We start from the raw sequence: 16098 nt of genomic DNA, 5'->3' as shown, positions 1-16098 counted from the left end.
CCCTGGAGCGGGCGTCAACGTAGACGAGACGGTGAGCTGATGGATCTCTTCGAATACCAGGCGAAGGAATTGTTCGCCAAGCATGGCGTACCCACCTCCGCCGGTCGTGTCACCGACACGGTCGCCGGAGCAACACAGATTGCCGAAGAAATCGGCAAGCCAGTAATGGTCAAGGCGCAGGTCAAGGTCGGCGGCCGCGGCAAGGCCGGCGGCGTCAAGTACTCCAAGGACGTCGCAGCAGCAACCGAGAACGCCGAAGCGATTCTCGGACTCGACATCAAGGGCCATGTCGTCAAGAAGCTTCTCGTCGCAGAAGCCTCCGACATCGCCGAGGAGTACTACATCTCCTTCCTGCTCGATCGCACCAACCGCACCTACCTCGCGATGTGTTCGGTCGAAGGTGGAGTCGAGATCGAGGTGACGGCGGAGGAGAACCCCGACGCACTCGCACGTATCCCCGTCGACGCAGTCAAGGGCGTCGACCTCGCGTTCGCTCGTGAGATCGCCGAGAAGGGCAAGCTGCCCGCCGAGGTGCTCGACGCCGCTGCGGTGACCATCCAGAAGCTGTGGGAGGTCTTCATCAACGAAGACGCTCTCCTGGTCGAGGTCAACCCGCTGGTTCGCACCCCCGACGATCAGATCCTCGCCCTCGACGGCAAGGTCACGCTCGACGCCAATGCAGACTTCCGCCAGCCCGGCCACGCCGAGTTCGAGGACAAGGACGCAGCCGATCCCCTCGAGGCCAAGGCCAAGGAGAACGACCTCAACTACGTCAAGCTCGACGGACAGGTCGGCATCATCGGAAACGGTGCCGGACTGGTCATGTCGACCCTCGACGTGGTGGCATACGCAGGCGAGGCACACGGCGGCGTCAAGCCGGCCAACTTCCTCGACATCGGCGGCGGCGCTTCGGCCGAGGTCATGGCCGCAGGCCTCGACGTCATCCTCGGTGACGAGCAGGTCAAGAGCGTGTTCGTCAACGTCTTCGGTGGCATCACCGCGTGTGACGCAGTCGCCAACGGCATCGTCGGCGCGCTGAAGAAGCTGGGCGACGACGCCAACAAGCCGCTGGTCGTCCGTCTCGACGGCAACAAGGTCGAAGAGGGCCGCAAGATTCTCGCCGACGCCGCGCACCCGCTGGTGACGCTCGCCGGAACCATGGACGAGGGCGCCGACAAGGCCGCCGAGCTGGCAGCGAAGTAGAGGAAACAATGTCTATCTTTCTGAACAAGGACAACAAGGTCATCGTCCAGGGCATCACCGGCGGCGAAGGCACCAAGCACACCGCCCTGATGCTCAAGGCCGGCACCCAGGTCGTCGGCGGCGTCAACGCACGTAAGGCCGGAACCACGGTCAAGCACGTCGACGCGCAGGGCAACGACATCGAATTGCCGGTGTTCGCTTCGGTTTCCGAGGCCATGGAGAAGACCGGAGCCGACGTGTCCATCGCGTTCGTGCCGCCGGCATTCTCCAAGGACGCCATCGTCGAAGCGATCGACGCGGAGATTCCGCTGCTCGTCGTCATCACCGAGGGCATCCCCGTGCAGGACTCCGCATACGCGTGGGCCTACAACGTGGAGAAGGGCAAGAAGACCCGCATCATCGGGCCGAACTGCCCCGGAATCATCACTCCCGGTGAGGCATTGGTCGGCATCACGCCCGCCAACATCTCGGGAACCGGCCCCATCGGCCTGGTCTCCAAGAGTGGCACCCTGACCTACCAGATGATGTTCGAGCTCCGTGACTTCGGATTCTCGACGGCCATCGGCATCGGCGGCGACCCCGTCATCGGAACCACCCACATCGACGCCATCGAGGCGTTCGAGGCGGACCCCGACACCAAGATCATCGTCATGATCGGCGAGATCGGCGGCGACGCCGAAGAGCGTGCAGCCGACTACATCAAGGCCAACGTGACCAAGCCGGTCGTCGGCTACGTCGCAGGCTTCACCGCTCCCGAGGGCAAGACCATGGGCCACGCCGGCGCCATCGTCTCCGGCTCGCTGGGAACGGCACAGGCGAAGAAGGACGCACTCGAGGCCGCAGGCGTCAAGGTCGGCAAGACGCCGTCCGAGACCGCTGCCCTCGCGCGCGAAATCCTGGAATCGCTGTCCGTGAAGTAGGACTCGCTTCTGAAAGAGCCCGCCACCGATTCGGTGGCGGGCTTTTTCGTGCCCCAATCCCTTGTGCGCGTTTTGCGTACCTGAAGGTACGCAAAACGCGCACGACGTATGGGCAGCGCTATTCGGTCTCGAACTTGTCCACTCGCCACAGGACGAACACTGTCATCGCTCCGAACAGCGCCGCCGCGAGTGCGTAGTAGAGCGATTCGAAAGTTCCTGCAGCCCATGCCAGGACGATCGCGGACATCAGAAACAACGCGACTTTGAAGTACTCGAACCTCTTGCGTGTCATGTCTTGCCCTCCCGTTCGACGATGTCGCTGCTCATTCTTCCTGAAAAGTGTTGTGTTGCATAGTAATTGAAATTCACAATGAAGGTAAAGGGGAGTCAATAGCTAAAGTAACGACATCATGTCACAATCTCTGTGACACCGTTCGGGGAGGGCTGATGTCGGAATTTCTGCACCGTCTGTATCGACAGGGGTGGCACGCGGACCCCGCTGTACGACCGGTCGGCCGGTTGATGATCGCGGCCATGGTGGTCTCGTGTCTGTATGCACTCGCCTCGGTGGCGCTGGCGAAGTCGCTGGCGGATTTCCAGATGCATCGACAGGGCATGGACGACGGCTCCCTTCCGGCCTCGGCGAAAGCGATCGTCTACGGGGCCTACTCGCTGCGGGTGATCACCGTGGTCAGCCTGATCTTCGGCTACTCGTATCTTGTCCAGCGACTTTCCAGGCGCAGTCCATCCGAACATCGACTCTTGTTGAGCTGGAGCATCTTCGGAGTTGCTGCCTACTCCTACCTGATCTTCACCCCGAATCTTCCGTGGACCCACGTGGTGCAAGCGATTCAAGTGGTCATCCTGCTGGCGGTCGCAGTGCTGCTGTTCACGCCTCGTGTGCGGGCCTACTTCGAAGGCGCGTCGGTGGACTAGATTGGCCCCGTGCACAACATCTACACCACCGCCTTCGTGACGGTCCATCGGCTCTACATCAACAAGGTGGAGCGAAAGGGCCGCACTGCAGCGGAGGTCGACGAGATCGTCCGGTGGTTCACCGGGTTCGATCAAGCGACCCTCGATCGACATCTCGAGGCCGAGACGACATTCGAGGACTTCTTCGCGGCGGCGAACCTGAACCCGAACGCGACGCTGATCACCGGAGTTGTCTGCGGCATCCGCGTCGAGAATGTCGAAGATCCCCTGATGAAGAAAATTAGATTGCTGGACAAGCTGATCGACGAGCTGGCCAAGGGCAAGAAGATGGAGAAAATTCTGCGTGGGTGAGCCCGTTAGAATCACGCTGAATCGAACTGTGGTCATTGCTTCGACGCGGGACTTCACTGTGCGTCATGACAACTACCGAAAATCGTGCACTTACCAAGGACTGGCCCGACGCTCCTACCACTGCCGCCGGATGGGTGTCCCGCGCAGGTGAAGTAGCGCAGCTTCTCGCTGTCGACGCCGTTGCCCGTGACAAGGGCCGCGAGCTTCCGTCCGCCGAGGTTCAGTTGCTCAAGGACGCCGGGCTCGTCACGCTGCTCGGTCCCGTCGAGCACGGTGGCGGCGGCCAGGATTGGCCCACGGCCTACCAGGTGATTCGCACCGTCTCGAAGGCCGACGGCTCGATCGGTCAGCTGCTGGGCTACCACCTTCTCTGGTTCTGGGCCGCGCGTCTGGTCGGTACTCCCGAGCAGATCGAGGCCGTCGAAGCCGATGCCACGAAGAACAAGTGGTTCTTCGGCGGTGCCGTCAATCCCCGCGACAACGACGTGTCGGTCACCGACGAGGGCGACACCATCGTGTTCGACGGTTCCAAGACGTTCTCCACCGGCAGTCGTGTCTCGGACGTGACCGTGCTCGAAGGTGCGCTCGAGGGCAGCACCGATCACGTGTTCGCGATCGTGCCGTCGAACATCGAGGGTCTGTCCTTCCACGACGACTGGGACAACATCGGCCAGCGTCAGACCGAAAGTGGCAGCGTCACGATCGACAAGGTTCGCGTCGACTGGGCAAGTGCAGCGGGGTTCGTGGACAAGGTGTTTCAGCCACGCGTCTACAACACCCTCAACGTGCCGACCATTCAGTTGGTGTTCGTCAACTTCTACCTCGGAATCGCGAGGGGTGCTCTCGAGGAAGCCGCGTCGTACACCAAGGACAAGACTCGCGCGTGGCTGCACAGCACGGTGGACAAGGCCGTCGACGAGCCGTACATCATCGACATCTACGGCGATCTGACCGCCAAACTGTGGGCCGTCGAAGCTCTGGCCGACGCAGTTGCGTTGGAAGGACAAAAGATTCACGACAACGCGTGGAACGTCACCGCCGAGGAGCGCGGTGACCACGAGGTGCGGGTGGCCGCAGTCAAGGCTCGCGCCACCGACGTCTCGCTCGAGATCACCTCGACCGTGTTCGAGGCCCTCGGTGCCCGCGCCACGGCCAGCAAGTACGGGTTCGATCGCTTCTGGCGCAACGTCCGTACCCACACCCTGCACGATCCGGTTGCCTACAAGCGACGCGAAGTCGGCCGCTGGGTGCTCACCGGTGAGCTGCCCGAGCCCACCTGGTACTCGTAGTCCCGACATTTCCGGCCCCGATCCGACCCCCGATTTCCGGATGAATGTGCCATCCACGCCATCTGAGAGCGTGGATGGCGCATTCATCCGATGAAGGATGACGCACACATGAGCACCGAAAAGATCGCCGACGCAATCAAGTTCGCGTACTGGGTTCCCAATGTCTCGGGCGGCCTGGTCACCAGCACCATCGAGCAACGGACCAGTTGGGACTACGAGTACAACAAGAAGCTGGCGCAGACCGCCGAGAACAACGGCTTCGAGTATGCCCTCAGTCAGGTCCGTTACGAGGCGAGCTACGGGGCCGAGTTCCAGCACGAGTCGACGAGTTTCTCGCTCGCGTTGCTGTTGGCCACCGAACGTCTGAAAGTCATTGCCGCCGTGCATCCCGGGCTCTGGCAGCCTGCCGTGTTGGCCAAGCTGGGAGCGACGGCTGACCACCTCTCGAACGGCCGTTTTGCGGTCAACGTCGTCAGTGGTTGGTTCAAGGACGAATTCACCCACCTCGGTGAGCCGTGGCTCGAGCACGACGAAAGATACCGTCGCAGCGCCGAATTCCTGCAGGTGCTGCGCAAGATCTGGACCGAGGACGACGTGGATTTCCGAGGCGATTTCTATCGGATCCACGATTTCACGCTCAAGCCGAAGCCGCTCAACACCCCGGAACGGCCCAATCCTGAACTCTTCCAGGGTGGTAACTCGTCCGCCGCGCAGGAGAATGCCGGCCGGTACTCGGATTGGTACTTCAGCAACGGCAAGGATTTCGACGGCGTCACTGAGCAGCTCGACAACCTGCGTCGGGTCGCGCGCGATCACCGACGTGAGGTCAAGTTCGGGCTCAACGGCTTCATCATCGCGCGAGACAGCGAGAAGGAAGCACGAGATACGTTGCGAGAGATCATCGACAAGGCCAACAAGCCTGCCGTCGAGGGTTTCAGGGGTGCGGTGCAGCAGGCGGGCAATTCGACGGCCGACAAGAAGGGGATGTGGGCCGACTCGACGTTCGAGGACCTCGTTCAGTACAACGACGGGTTCAAGACGCAGTTGATCGGCACCCCGGAGCAGGTTGCCGAACGCATCGTCGCCTACCGACGCCTCGGCGTCGACCTCGTTCTCGGTGGCTTCCTGCACTTTCAGGAGGAAATCGAATACTTCGGAGCGAAGGTGCTGCCGTTGGTGCGGGAGCTCGAAGCGGCCGAATCGAACGACCACGAGTTGGTCACGTCCCACTGACCTGGAGTTCCTCGAGCGGTCGGGTCCGTGCAGTAGCGTGAGATCTCGGACCCGACCGACCTGGGTACGGCACTATCAGGATGAGGAGACGCGATGACCTACTCGCCCGGCAGCCCTGACAACGGGGGCTCCAACTCTGGTGGCTACGGCGGAGGCGGACCGTCCTACGGCCCCCCGTCCACGCCGAATCAGTCCACGCCCAATCAGCCGTCGTCCGGTGCCTACACACAGCCCGGTCAGAACCAGCCGTTCCACCAGCCGTCGGTATCCAACCCGTTCGGCCCGCCAGTGCCAGGAACGTCCGCACCGAGCGGGTCCGCGCCGGGCACGTCCGGGCACTCGACGAAGTCGTCCGGTGCCGGGCTCGCAAATCTGCCGAAGATCCTGACCTTCGTGGTGCTCGGTCTCGGTGTCGTCAACTTCTTGCTCGGCCTGCTCGATTTCGTCACCGCCGAAGTGTCGTCGTCCGAGCAACTGCCCAGCGGCATCCAGACCTCGTTCAGCACCAACTTCTTCGAGTCCGGCGGAAGTGCGGCGTCGATCGCGTTTCTGCTCGCCGCCGGTCTGATCGCAGGTGCGTCGCTGCTGCAGAAGGACGCCCGGAACCAGGCCGTGATCGCGGCACTGGCCATCGCCGGATTCCTGGTGCTCGTCTTCCAATCGTTCAGCCTGCCCAGTGCCGAGGGCAACGAGTTCGCCAGCACCACCAGTTCGCTGGGGATTGGCGCGATCCTGGTACTCGTGTTGGGCTTCGTGCAGGCAGCTGCCGCTGTGGTTGCGCTGCTGCTCGATGCAGGCATCGTCAAGGCCCCGGCACCCAAGCAGTCCGGCTTCGGGAACCAGGGTCAGCAGTCCGGTTACGGCCAACAGAATCCCTACAACGCGCCGACGACGTCGTTCGGTGGACCGTCCGGACCGCAGAACTACAGCAACCCGCCGGCCTACGGTCAGGCCCCGTCGAACACAGCAGGCTCGTCGAACTTTGGGCAAGCACCGAGTGGACAGGCGTCCGGCCAGCATTCCTACGGTCCCGGCGCACAGTCGCCGTACGGCAATCAGCCTGCGCCCAGCACCGGATCGCAGGGTGGCTATTCGCCGCCGCCCTACACCGGTCCGAGCGGTCCGCCCGCAGGGCAGGCCTACCCGCCGAACCAGTACCAGTACGGTGGCCAGCCGTCCGGTTACGGTCAGCCGTCGAGCACTCCCGACGAGTCCGAGTCGGGCTCACAGTCGACGCCGTACGGCGCACCGACTCAATCGTTCGGCGCGACTCCCGCGGAAGACGACAACAAGCGCGACTGATTTCGCACGTCACACTCGACTTCGCGGCGCGCCTGACCGGCGTGCCGCGTCGTTGATGCGAATCTCGTAGTGATGAGCGATCTATTGAACCGAGATACTCGACGCGCGGCCGCACGCAGTTCCCGTGTGAGCACCGGGCCTACGCCCGATCAGTCACGAACGCTCGCTGCCGTGGCCTTCAAAACCTCCGGGCTGGTGGTGGTCATCGCCACGACTCTGGTCCTGATCACCCTTGTCTCGGTCAACAGCGATCTCACCGGAACCCTCGGTGCCATCGCCGGTTCCTGGTTCGCGGTGCACCTGGTGCCGCTGAGTATCGGTGGCACGTCGATGGGCGTCGCCCCGATGCTTCCCACCCTCGTCGTCGCCTGGTCCGTCGCACGCACGGTTCACCACGCGGTGGACGAGACCACCGACCGCCGCATGGTCAGGTGGGTGTTCGCCGCGTCGATGGCCGGACCCCTCGCTTTCACGGCCATCGCTCTGGCCGTCGCCAAGGATGCGTCGACAGTTATCGGACTGTCGAGCCCCAACGCACTCGTCGCCTTCTCGTGGGTGGCGGGAGTACACGCAGCGGCGTCGGGCACCGGCCTGATCCTCGCTCGCTGGGATTCCCTGGTGATCGATCGACACCTTCCAGACTGGGTACGCGCACTCGTCGCACCACTCGTGCGGTCCGTTTCGGTGCTGACGGCAGGCGGTGCCGCCATCGTGCTGCTGGCTCTGCTCGCTTCCTGGGACACCGCCGGTTCACTGCTCGACAACGGACGCACCCTCGTCGGCATGCTGGGACTGACCGTGCTGTCGGTGCTGTACCTGCCGAACATCGTCCTCGGTGCCCTCGCCGTCGCGACGGGGTCCTCAGCGAGTTTCGGAGACGCATCGGTCAGCCTGTTCTCGACGACCGGCGGGCCGCTCCCACCGCTCCCGATCCTCGCCGTCCTCCCCGAGGGCTCCGCGCAGACGATCTGGGTCGTCATGCTCGTCGTTCCCATCGCAGCCGGGCTACTCCTGGGACGCGACTGCGCGATCCGAAGCGTGGACGTCCAGGTCGCGGTCTCCTCGGTGTGGGCGGTAGCCGCCGTCACCGGAGCCCTCGCCGCGGTGTTCGGCTACGCCGCAGGCGGGAACCTCGGCACGTTCGGAACAGTCGAAGTCACCGTGTGGAGCTTCGCACTGTTGACCTTCGCCTGGCTCGGCGTCGTCGGATCCGTTTCGGCGGCCATCGTCGTGTGGCGTCGAGCAGACCCGGAACCCGACCACGAACCCCACGACCGATCCGGTACCGAGCAGCAGCCCGTGCCGGCGACCGTGCCCGCAGTAGACCTGGCCATTCGAGCGCCTGCGTCGGAGCCGGACGAGGCTGTCGCGGACACCGTCGTCGAGGCCGAGGCCGAGGTCGTCGACGAGAAGCCGGTCGCGACAGTGGAAGCAGACGATCCGATCGCGGCAGACGCCGAATCCGAGGAACCGCTCGAGGCCGAGATCGTCGCTCCGCCCCCGGCCCAGGACGACGCGTCGAGCACTGCGGAGGACGGACCTGCCCGGTAGGGGCGCGGGTCGGAGCGACTAGGCTTTCTGCTGGCTCGAACGATCCCCTCGATACCTCAGGAGTAGTGCGCTGACTGCCTTGCGTGAGACACCCGCGCGGGTCGTCGTCCTCGCGTCGGGGACCGGCTCGCTCCTGCAGTCGCTCGTCGCCGCGACAACTGCCGAGGACTACCCGGCACGCATCGTGGCCGTCGGAGTCGATCGAGAGTGCGCGGCCGCTAGTCATGCCGACGATGCCGCGATCCCACATTTTCGTATCGGCTTGCGAGACTTCGCCGATCGGTCTGCCTGGGATGAGGCGCTCACCGACGCTGCACTGGGGTTCGAGCCCGATCTGATCGTCACCGCAGGGTTCATGAAGATCCTCGGTCCTCGATTTCTCGACGCGTTCGCCGGCCGAATCGTCAACACGCACCCCGCGCTGCTGCCGTCGTTCCCCGGTGCGCACGCCGTTCGAGACGCGCTGGACCACGGCGTGAAACTGACCGGTTCGACGGTGCATCTGGTCGATTCCGGTGTCGACACCGGGCCGATCCTGGCTCAGGAAGCCGTGCCCGTTCTCGACGGCGACGACGAAGCGGCATTGCACGAACGCATCAAGACTGTGGAACGACGGTTGCTGGTCGACGTGATCGCAGCGGTCGCAGCCAAAGGTGTCACCTCCGATGGACGAAAGGCTCAGATAATCCGATGAGTGAACGTAAAGCGGTGCGCCGCGCACTGGTCAGTGTCTACGACAAGACCGGACTGATCGAACTTGCGACCGGTTTGCATGCCGCGGGCGTCGCTCTGGTGTCCACCGGATCGACGGCGAGCAAGATCGCCGACGCCGGAATCCCGGTCACCAAGGTCGAGGACCTCACCGGATTCCCCGAAACCCTCGAGGGTCGCGTCAAGACGCTGCATCCTCGCGTCCATGCCGGGGTCCTCGCCGACACCCGCAAGCCCGAGCACCTGGCTCAGCTGGATGAGCTTGGCATCGAGGCGTTCGAGCTCGTCGTGGTCAACCTGTACCCGTTCACCGAGACCGTGGCCAGCGGTGCGACACCCGACGAATGCGTCGAGCAGATCGACATCGGTGGCCCGTCGATGGTGCGCGCCGCAGCCAAGAATCACCCGTCGGTCGCGGTTGTCGTAGACCCGAGTCGGTACGACGACGTACTCACCGCTGTCTCCGGTGGCGGATTCACGCTCGCCGAGCGCACATCTCTTGCCGCGCAGGCATTTCAGCACACCGCGGCGTACGACGTCGCAGTGGCGTCGTGGATGTCGAGCGTCCTGACCCCCGACACCGAGACCGTTTTCCCGGAGTGGATCGGCGGCACCTGGGACCGCTCCGCAGTACTTCGGTACGGCGAGAACCCGCACCAGAAGGCTGCCCTGTACGTCGACTCCTCCGCTGCTGCCGGCATCGCGCAGGCCGAGCAGCTGCACGGAAAAGAGATGTCGTACAACAACTTCACCGATTCGGATGCGGCCTGGCGGGCAGCGTTCGATCACTCGGAGCCCACCGTCGCGATCATCAAGCACGCAAACCCGTGCGGAATCGCCGTCGGCACCGACATCGCCGAGGCGCACCGAAAGGCGCATGCGTGCGATCCGGTGAGCGCCTACGGCGGCGTCATCGCGGCCAACCGTGAGGTCACCGTCGAGATGGCCGAGCAGGTCGCCGAGATCTTCACCGAGGTCATCATCGCGCCGTCCTACGCCGACGGTGCACTGGGAGTGCTGCAGCGCAAGAAGAACATTCGAGTTCTGCTCGCAGAAGCGCCGCCCACGTCGGGTGTCGAACTCAAGCCGATCTCCGGCGGGGCACTGCTGCAGCAGCGCGACGTCATCGACGCCGACGGCGACGATCCGGCCAACTGGACCCTGGCCGCCGGCGAACCCGCCGACGAGCAGACCCTCAAGGATCTCGAATTCGCTTGGCGCGCAGGACGAGCCGTCAAGTCCAACGCAATTCTGCTCGCTCACGACGGCGCGTCGGTCGGCGTCGGAATGGGCCAGGTCAACCGCGTCGACGCCGCCCACCTGGCAGTCCAGCGAGCCGGGGATCGCGTCGTCGGTTCGGTCGCGTCCTCCGATGCCTTCTTCCCGTTCCCCGACGGCTTGCAGGTCCTCATGACGGCGGGCGTCAAAGCCGTTGTGCAGCCCGGTGGTTCGGTCCGCGACAACGAAGTGATCGCAGCTGCACAGGACGCGGGTGTGACACTGTATCTGACAGGTTCGCGGCACTTCGCGCACTAGCTGTTGCTGCCGAACTCGAAGTTATGGATGGATTTGTGTAGAAATCCGTCCATAACTTCGAGTTCGGCTAGACCTTCGCACCGGCAGCACGTAATGTGTACCGAACCCGGGCCGCAACGCCCCACGGGTCGGTGCGAAGCTGCCTGGCGCTGACTCGGATCACAACCCATCCGAGTGCCTCGAGAAGGAACTGGCGCTCGATGTCCCAGGCGCGTTGTTTCTCGTCGGCCCAATGCTGTTCACCGTCGTACTCGACCGCAACTTTCCACTGTGCCCAGCCGATATCGATGCGCGCGAACACTTTTCCGTCGGGGCCGATCACTTCTATCTGAGTCTGCGGTCGCGGTAGACCCGCGGCAAGCAAGGCCAATCTGGTGCGTGTTTCCTGAGGAGACTCAGCACCGGGATCCACAACGCCGAGCACCTCGCGCAGCTGAACGATGCCGCGGGCTCCTCGATGATCCTCAGCGAGTCTGCCGATCTCATGGGTGCCCACCCCGGTGGCACGGCACAGTGCGTCGAGCCTTGCTACAGCAGTACCGAAGGGTCTGCGACGGCCGAGGTCATAGGCAGTGCGCGCCGCTGTTGTGATGACCACACCGTCGACGGTCTCGGTCTCGTTCGGCGCCAGCTCATCGAAACCGATGCGAAGGCCGTCGAACTTCTTACGATGCTCTGCCCACAGGAGTTCGGCGTCGTCGTCGCCGGAGATCCATTTCGACCCGTGGAGTGCGGCAGCACTCAGGCCGGACACGACGGCGTTCCCATGCGAGTACAGCCAGGCTGCCCGCGCTCGGGTCGGTGCGTCCAGCTCGCTGTCCGGGTCGATGTAGACATCGCGATAGATCCGTCGAAAGTGGCCTCGAAGCTGCTGGCGGGTCACCAGACCGTTCGCCAGTGCCTCGGATCCGACGAACGGTGCGCTGTCCATGCACGCACTGTGGCATCGAATTCGGGCGGAAAGCGGAGTAGGTGCCGGCTGTGGATGAACAAAATTGTTGTGCACAGTTACCCAGCTGTGATCGATCGTCAGCCGAAGGTGTGCATACCTTGCCGAACTCGAAGTTAGGGACGAAATGCGCCCGGATTTCGTCCATAACTTCGAGTTCGGCGGAAGACTAGATGGCAGCAATCGTCAAACGCTCGTAGCGTGGAGAAGTGACCTCCACCAAACCTGGCATCTCCACTCTCGGCGAACTCAAGGCATCCGGACATCGGCAGCGGTCGATCAAGGAAGAGCTCCGCGAAAATCTTCTGACGGCGTTGCGTGACGGCAAAGATCCGTGGCCGGGGATCGTTGGCTTCGGGTCGACGGTGCTGCCGCAATTCGAGCGCGCGATTCTGGCCGGTCATGACGTCGTTCTGTTGGGTGAGCGTGGGCAGGGCAAGACGCGTCTGCTGCGTACCCTTAATCTGCTGCTCGACGAGTGGGTGCCGGTGATCGCCGGTGCCGAACTGGGCGAGCATCCGTACGAGCCCATCACCCCCGCGAGCATTCGCAGAGCGAAGGAACTGGGCGACGACCTGCCCATCGAGTGGCGGCACCGCAGCGAGCGGTACGCAGAGAAGCTCGCCACCCCGGATACCTCGGTCGCCGACCTCGTCGGCGATGTCGATCCGGTGAAGGTCGCGGAGGGCCGCAGCTTGGGCGACCCGGAGACTATTCACTTCGGTCTCGTTCCGCGGAGTCACCGCGGCATCGTGGCGATCAACGAACTTCCCGACCTCGCCGAGCGCATCCAGGTGTCGCTGCTCAACGTCATGGAGGAGCGCGACATTCAGGTCCGCGGCTACACCCTGCGGCTCCCGCTCGACGTCATGTTGGTGGCCAGCGCCAACCCCGAGGACTACACCAATCGCGGACGCATCATCACCCCGCTCAAGGACCGCTTCGGTGCCGAGATCAGAACGCACTACCCGCTCGAGCTGGACGACGAGGTAGCCGTCATCGATCAGGAAGCGGACCTGCAGGCCGAGGTCCCGGCATACCTGCTCGAGGTGCTCGCTCGGTTCACTCGACTGCTGCGCGAATCGCCGTCGGTCGACCAGCGCTCCGGTGTCTCGGCACGATTCGCGATCGCCGCTGCCGAAACGATCGCTGCCGCAGCGGTTCACCGCGCCGCGATACTCGGCGAAGCGGACGCCGTGGCGCGGCCGGTGGATCTGGGAACGATCATCGAGGTGCTGCGCGGCAAGGTCGAGTTCGAGTCGGGCGAAGAAGGCCGCGAAATCGAGGTCCTCGAACACATGCTTCGACGCGCGACGGCCGATACCGTCCGGGCACACTTGGGTGGCCTGAACCTCGCGGCGTTGGTGACGGCCGTCGAGACCGGCGACCCGATCGTCACCGGCGATCGCATCACCGCGAAGGCTCTGCTCGACGAGCTGCCCGACGTGGCCGTGATCGGGGACATCACCGAGCGGTTGAAGGCGACCTCGGACGGCGAGAAAGCAGCCGCCGTCGAACTGGCACTCGAAGGTCTCTACCTCGCGCGGCGAATCTCCAAGGATCCCGACGACGACGGCCAGACGGTGTACAGCTGATGCGTCGTTCCAGGTACGGGCGCTATCACGAGGGCCCGGATCCACTGGCTCCTCCCGTCGATCTGCGGGAGGCGTTGGATGCGATCGGCGAGGACGTCCTCGAGGGGGCGTCGCCTCGCCGGGCGTTGCAGGAGATGCTGCGGCGCGGAACGAAGAACATGCGCGGGCTCGACGACCTCGCGGCCCAGGCCGCCAAGCGTCGCCGAGATCTGTTGAAGCAGAACAACCTCGACGGCACGCTGCAGGAAGTGCGTGAGCTGCTGGACAAGGCGGTGCTCGAGGAGCGTAAGGCGTTGGCGCGTGCCCTCGACGACGATGCGAGGTTCCAGGAGATGCAGATCGGCGATCTGTCGCCGTCCACCGCCCAGGCGGTGCAGGAGCTCTCGGATTACGACTGGCGTTCGTCGGAGGGGCGCGAGAACTACGAGAAGATCAAGGATCTGCTCGGCCGCGAGATGCTCGATCAGCGATTCGCCGGCATGAAGCAGGCTCTCGAAGGTGCCACCGAGCAGGATCGCCAGGCCATCAGCGAGATGCTGAAGGACCTCAACGAACTGCTCGACGCCCACAACAAGGGCGAGAACACCGACGAGCAGTTCGACGAGTTCATGAACAAGCACGGTCAGCATTTTCCGGAGAATCCGAAGAATGTCGACGAGCTACTCGATTCACTGGCGGAAAGGGCTGCCGCCGCGCAGCGACTACGGAACTCTCTGACTCCCGAGCAGCGAGCCGAGTTGGATGCGTTGGCCCAGCAGGCCTTCGGTGATTCGAACCTGCTGGATCAGCTCGATCAACTGGATCAGAATCTGCAGCAGGCCCGGCCCGGTGAGGACTGGGACGGTTCGCAGAACTTCCGCGGCGAGAACGGAATGGGCCTCGGTGACGGTACCGGGGCACTGCAGGACATTGCCGATCTCGAGAACCTGGGAAACCAGCTCTCGCAGCAGTACAACGGCGCGGCGCTGGACGATATCGACGCCGATGCCCTGCTGAAACAGCTCGGACCGGAGGCTGCGGCCGACGCCCGGATGCTCTCGGAGCTCGAAAAGGCCTTGCAGCAGCAGGGTTTCATGGACAAGGGTGCCGACGGTCAGTGGCGTCTGTCGCCGAAGGCCATGCGTCAATTGGGGCAGTCGGCGCTGAAGGATGTCGCGGGAAAGCTGTCACGACGCGGCGGCGAGCGAGACACGCGCAAGGCCGGCGCGATGGGCGAGCCCACGGGAGCGTCACGCGCGTGGGAGTTCGGCGACACCGAACCGTGGGACGTGACCCGCACGGTCAACAACGCGGTACTGCGTTCAGCTGCACAAGGATCGGGCTTTCCGGTGCAGCTACAGGTGACCGATGTGGAGATCAGCGAGACCGAGACTCGGACGCAGGCTGCGGTTGCGTTGTTGGTCGACACGTCGTTCTCGATGGTGATGGACGGCCGCTGGGTGCCGATGAAGCGCACCGCACTGGCTCTCAATCACCTGGTGAGTACTCGTTTTCGCGGGGACGACCTACAACTCATCGGATTCGGCAGGCACGCACAGACATTGACCGCCTCGGAGCTGGCGGGGTTGGACGGTGCCTACGATCAGGGCACCAATCTGCATCACGCGTTGATGCTCGCAGTGCGGCATCTGCGTCGTCATCCCAATGCACAGCCGGTGGTCTTGATCGTCACCGACGGTGAGCCGACGGCTCATCTCGAGCCGGACGGCCATGCGTATTTCGATTACCCGCCGTCGTCGAAGACGTTGGGGTTGACGGTGCGCGAGCTCGATACCGTCGCGAAACTCGGTGCGCAGGTGACGATTTTCCGTCTCGGTGACGATCCCGGTCTGGCCCGGGTGGTGGACAAGATGGCCGAACGGGTCGGCGGCAGGGTCATCGCGCCGGATCTGGACGGATTGGGTGCTGCAGTGGTGAGCGACTACCTCAAGCGTCGACGGTCGTAGTCACTTCTCTGCTGCCTTGATGTCCACCGAGACTCCGCCCCAGAAGGCGAGTCCGGTGATGACCACCCGGGGCGCACCGGGGTGCGTGGCGCTGACGTGCTCGAATCCGCCCATGATCCCGGTGCCGCGGACCTCGACGCCGATGCCGGGCGGCACTGTGATCTCGATGCCGCCCATGATCGCGACGCAGTTGATCGTGGTTTCCTGGGCCGAGAACGTCGCTCGGCGTAGGTCGAGTTCCACTCCGCCCCAGAAGGCGAGGGCGTCGATGCGTGCGGCGACGGTCCATTCGCCTTTGCGAACCGAGCCGCTCATGATCGCGATGGCCCGATCGGTCTGGGGCGCACCGGTCTGCGTTGTCTGCGGAGGTGGGGTGAGGGCCAGATCGTCGGTCAACAGGTCCAAGTCGCCGTAGGTCTTCGCTCGGTACGCCGCGGCCGTCCGCTCGTCGTACTCGGTGACGGTCAGTTGACCGTTGGCGAACGCGTCGCTCAGCAGCTGCGCCACGAGGTTGCGATCGGCATCGGCAGCGCGCACCGTACTTCGATTTCGGTCGGGTAGTTGGTCGCTCACCGG

The 16098-nt window shown here is 64.0% G+C and carries 15 protein-coding genes; 12 read left to right on the top strand and 3 right to left on the bottom strand.

Translation table 11 applies throughout. The features are described 5' to 3' along the window. Positions 1–39: 39 nt before the first annotated feature. Together sucC and sucD are read left to right on the top strand one after the other, a co-directional pair. Positions 40–1203 (top strand): ADP-forming succinate--CoA ligase subunit beta, encoded by a 1164-nt coding sequence (gene sucC, locus VF34_RS22250; RefSeq protein WP_027496014.1) that lies wholly within the window; start codon positions 40–42, stop codon positions 1201–1203. Between the two features lie 8 nt (positions 1204–1211). Then, positions 1212–2123: a succinate--CoA ligase subunit alpha gene (gene sucD, locus VF34_RS22245; protein WP_027496015.1), complete on the top strand. Its 912-nt coding sequence runs from the start codon at positions 1212–1214 to the stop codon at positions 2121–2123. A gap of 118 nt (positions 2124–2241) precedes the next feature. Here sucD and VF34_RS25130 read toward each other — a convergent pair whose 3' ends face one another. Then, a complete protein-coding gene (locus tag VF34_RS25130) occupies positions 2242–2415 on the bottom strand; it encodes a hypothetical protein (RefSeq protein WP_155288490.1) in 174 nt (57 codons plus the stop codon). A gap of 155 nt (positions 2416–2570) precedes the next feature. On the opposite strand from VF34_RS25130, the gene VF34_RS22240 reads away from it, so the two are divergent. The 8 genes from VF34_RS22240 to purH all read left to right on the top strand — a co-directional run bounded on the left by VF34_RS22240 (position 2571) and on the right by purH (position 11032). Beyond that, entirely contained in the window at positions 2571–3059 is a 489-nt protein-coding gene (locus VF34_RS22240) for a hypothetical protein (protein ID WP_045842044.1), read from the top strand. A gap of 9 nt (positions 3060–3068) precedes the next feature. After that, positions 3069–3410: a DUF2200 domain-containing protein gene (locus tag VF34_RS22235; RefSeq protein ID WP_045842043.1), complete on the top strand. Its 342-nt coding sequence runs from the start codon at positions 3069–3071 to the stop codon at positions 3408–3410. 65 nt (positions 3411–3475) lie between these two features. Then, a complete protein-coding gene (locus tag VF34_RS22230) occupies positions 3476–4699 on the top strand; it encodes an acyl-CoA dehydrogenase family protein (protein WP_045842042.1) in 1224 nt (407 codons plus the stop codon). A gap of 108 nt (positions 4700–4807) precedes the next feature. Then, a complete protein-coding gene (gene sfnG, locus VF34_RS22225; protein WP_027496019.1) occupies positions 4808–5932 on the top strand; it encodes a dimethylsulfone monooxygenase SfnG in 1125 nt (374 codons plus the stop codon). Between the two features lie 93 nt (positions 5933–6025). Beyond that, positions 6026–7234, top strand: coding sequence for a DUF5336 domain-containing protein (locus VF34_RS22220; protein WP_052718707.1), 1209 nt, complete (start codon positions 6026–6028; stop codon positions 7232–7234). A gap of 171 nt (positions 7235–7405) precedes the next feature. Further along, positions 7406–8785 carry a cell division protein PerM gene (locus VF34_RS22215; protein ID WP_045842134.1) on the top strand — a complete coding sequence of 460 codons (1380 nt, stop codon included), beginning with the start codon at positions 7406–7408 and terminating at the stop codon, positions 8783–8785. A gap of 79 nt (positions 8786–8864) precedes the next feature. Then, entirely contained in the window at positions 8865–9479 is a 615-nt protein-coding gene (gene purN / locus VF34_RS22210) for a phosphoribosylglycinamide formyltransferase (protein ID WP_032365923.1), read from the top strand. Further along, on the top strand, positions 9476–11032 hold the full coding sequence (gene purH / locus VF34_RS22205) for a bifunctional phosphoribosylaminoimidazolecarboxamide formyltransferase/IMP cyclohydrolase (RefSeq protein ID WP_032365922.1): 1557 nt from the start codon (positions 9476–9478) through the stop codon (positions 11030–11032). The genes purN and purH overlap by 4 nt, the downstream gene beginning before the upstream one ends. Positions 11033–11099: 67 nt before the next feature. Here purH and VF34_RS22200 read toward each other — a convergent pair whose 3' ends face one another. Further along, the gene (locus VF34_RS22200; RefSeq protein ID WP_032373053.1) at positions 11100–11963 is read right to left on the bottom strand and encodes a DUF559 domain-containing protein; all 864 of its coding nucleotides are present in this window, start codon (positions 11961–11963) and stop codon (positions 11100–11102) included. A gap of 227 nt (positions 11964–12190) precedes the next feature. On the opposite strand from VF34_RS22200, the gene VF34_RS22195 reads away from it, so the two are divergent. Together VF34_RS22195 and VF34_RS22190 are read left to right on the top strand one after the other, a co-directional pair. Further along, positions 12191–13576 carry a sigma 54-interacting transcriptional regulator gene (locus VF34_RS22195; RefSeq protein WP_032373052.1) on the top strand — a complete coding sequence of 462 codons (1386 nt, stop codon included), beginning with the start codon at positions 12191–12193 and terminating at the stop codon, positions 13574–13576. After that, positions 13576–15522 (top strand): vWA domain-containing protein, encoded by a 1947-nt coding sequence (locus tag VF34_RS22190; RefSeq protein ID WP_032388655.1) that lies wholly within the window; start codon positions 13576–13578, stop codon positions 15520–15522. The genes VF34_RS22195 and VF34_RS22190 overlap by 1 nt, the downstream gene beginning before the upstream one ends. Here VF34_RS22190 and VF34_RS22185 read toward each other — a convergent pair whose 3' ends face one another. Next, on the bottom strand, positions 15523–16095 hold the full coding sequence (locus VF34_RS22185; RefSeq protein ID WP_032407587.1) for a DUF1707 SHOCT-like domain-containing protein: 573 nt from the start codon (positions 16093–16095) through the stop codon (positions 15523–15525). It abuts the gene before it with no gap. Positions 16096–16098 lie beyond the last annotated feature (3 nt).

The organism is Rhodococcus sp. PML026, from assembly GCF_000963615.1.
Lineage (GTDB): Bacteria > Actinomycetota > Actinomycetes > Mycobacteriales > Mycobacteriaceae > Rhodococcoides > Rhodococcoides fascians.
Note: the sequence above shows the minus strand (reverse complement) of the source record. Positions and strands in the feature narration are given on the sequence as shown.

What these genes read in the sequence shown, in the direction of transcription:
- purH (WP_032365922.1), top strand. Translation starts at nt 9,476, where the DNA reads ATGAGTGAACGTAAAGCGGTGCGCCGCGCACTGGTCAGTGTCTACGAC.
- VF34_RS25130 (WP_155288490.1), bottom strand. Translation starts at nt 2,415, where the DNA reads ATGACACGCAAGAGGTTCGAGTACTTCAAAGTCGCGTTGTTTCTGATG.
- sucC (WP_027496014.1), top strand. Translation starts at nt 40, where the DNA reads ATGGATCTCTTCGAATACCAGGCGAAGGAATTGTTCGCCAAGCATGGC.
- VF34_RS22190 (WP_032388655.1), top strand. Translation starts at nt 13,576, where the DNA reads ATGCGTCGTTCCAGGTACGGGCGCTATCACGAGGGCCCGGATCCACTG.
- VF34_RS22220 (WP_052718707.1), top strand. Translation starts at nt 6,026, where the DNA reads ATGACCTACTCGCCCGGCAGCCCTGACAACGGGGGCTCCAACTCTGGT.
- sfnG (WP_027496019.1), top strand. Translation starts at nt 4,808, where the DNA reads ATGAGCACCGAAAAGATCGCCGACGCAATCAAGTTCGCGTACTGGGTT.
- VF34_RS22230 (WP_045842042.1), top strand. Translation starts at nt 3,476, where the DNA reads ATGACAACTACCGAAAATCGTGCACTTACCAAGGACTGGCCCGACGCT.
- sucD (WP_027496015.1), top strand. Translation starts at nt 1,212, where the DNA reads ATGTCTATCTTTCTGAACAAGGACAACAAGGTCATCGTCCAGGGCATC.
- VF34_RS22240 (WP_045842044.1), top strand. Translation starts at nt 2,571, where the DNA reads ATGTCGGAATTTCTGCACCGTCTGTATCGACAGGGGTGGCACGCGGAC.
- VF34_RS22200 (WP_032373053.1), bottom strand. Translation starts at nt 11,963, where the DNA reads ATGGACAGCGCACCGTTCGTCGGATCCGAGGCACTGGCGAACGGTCTG.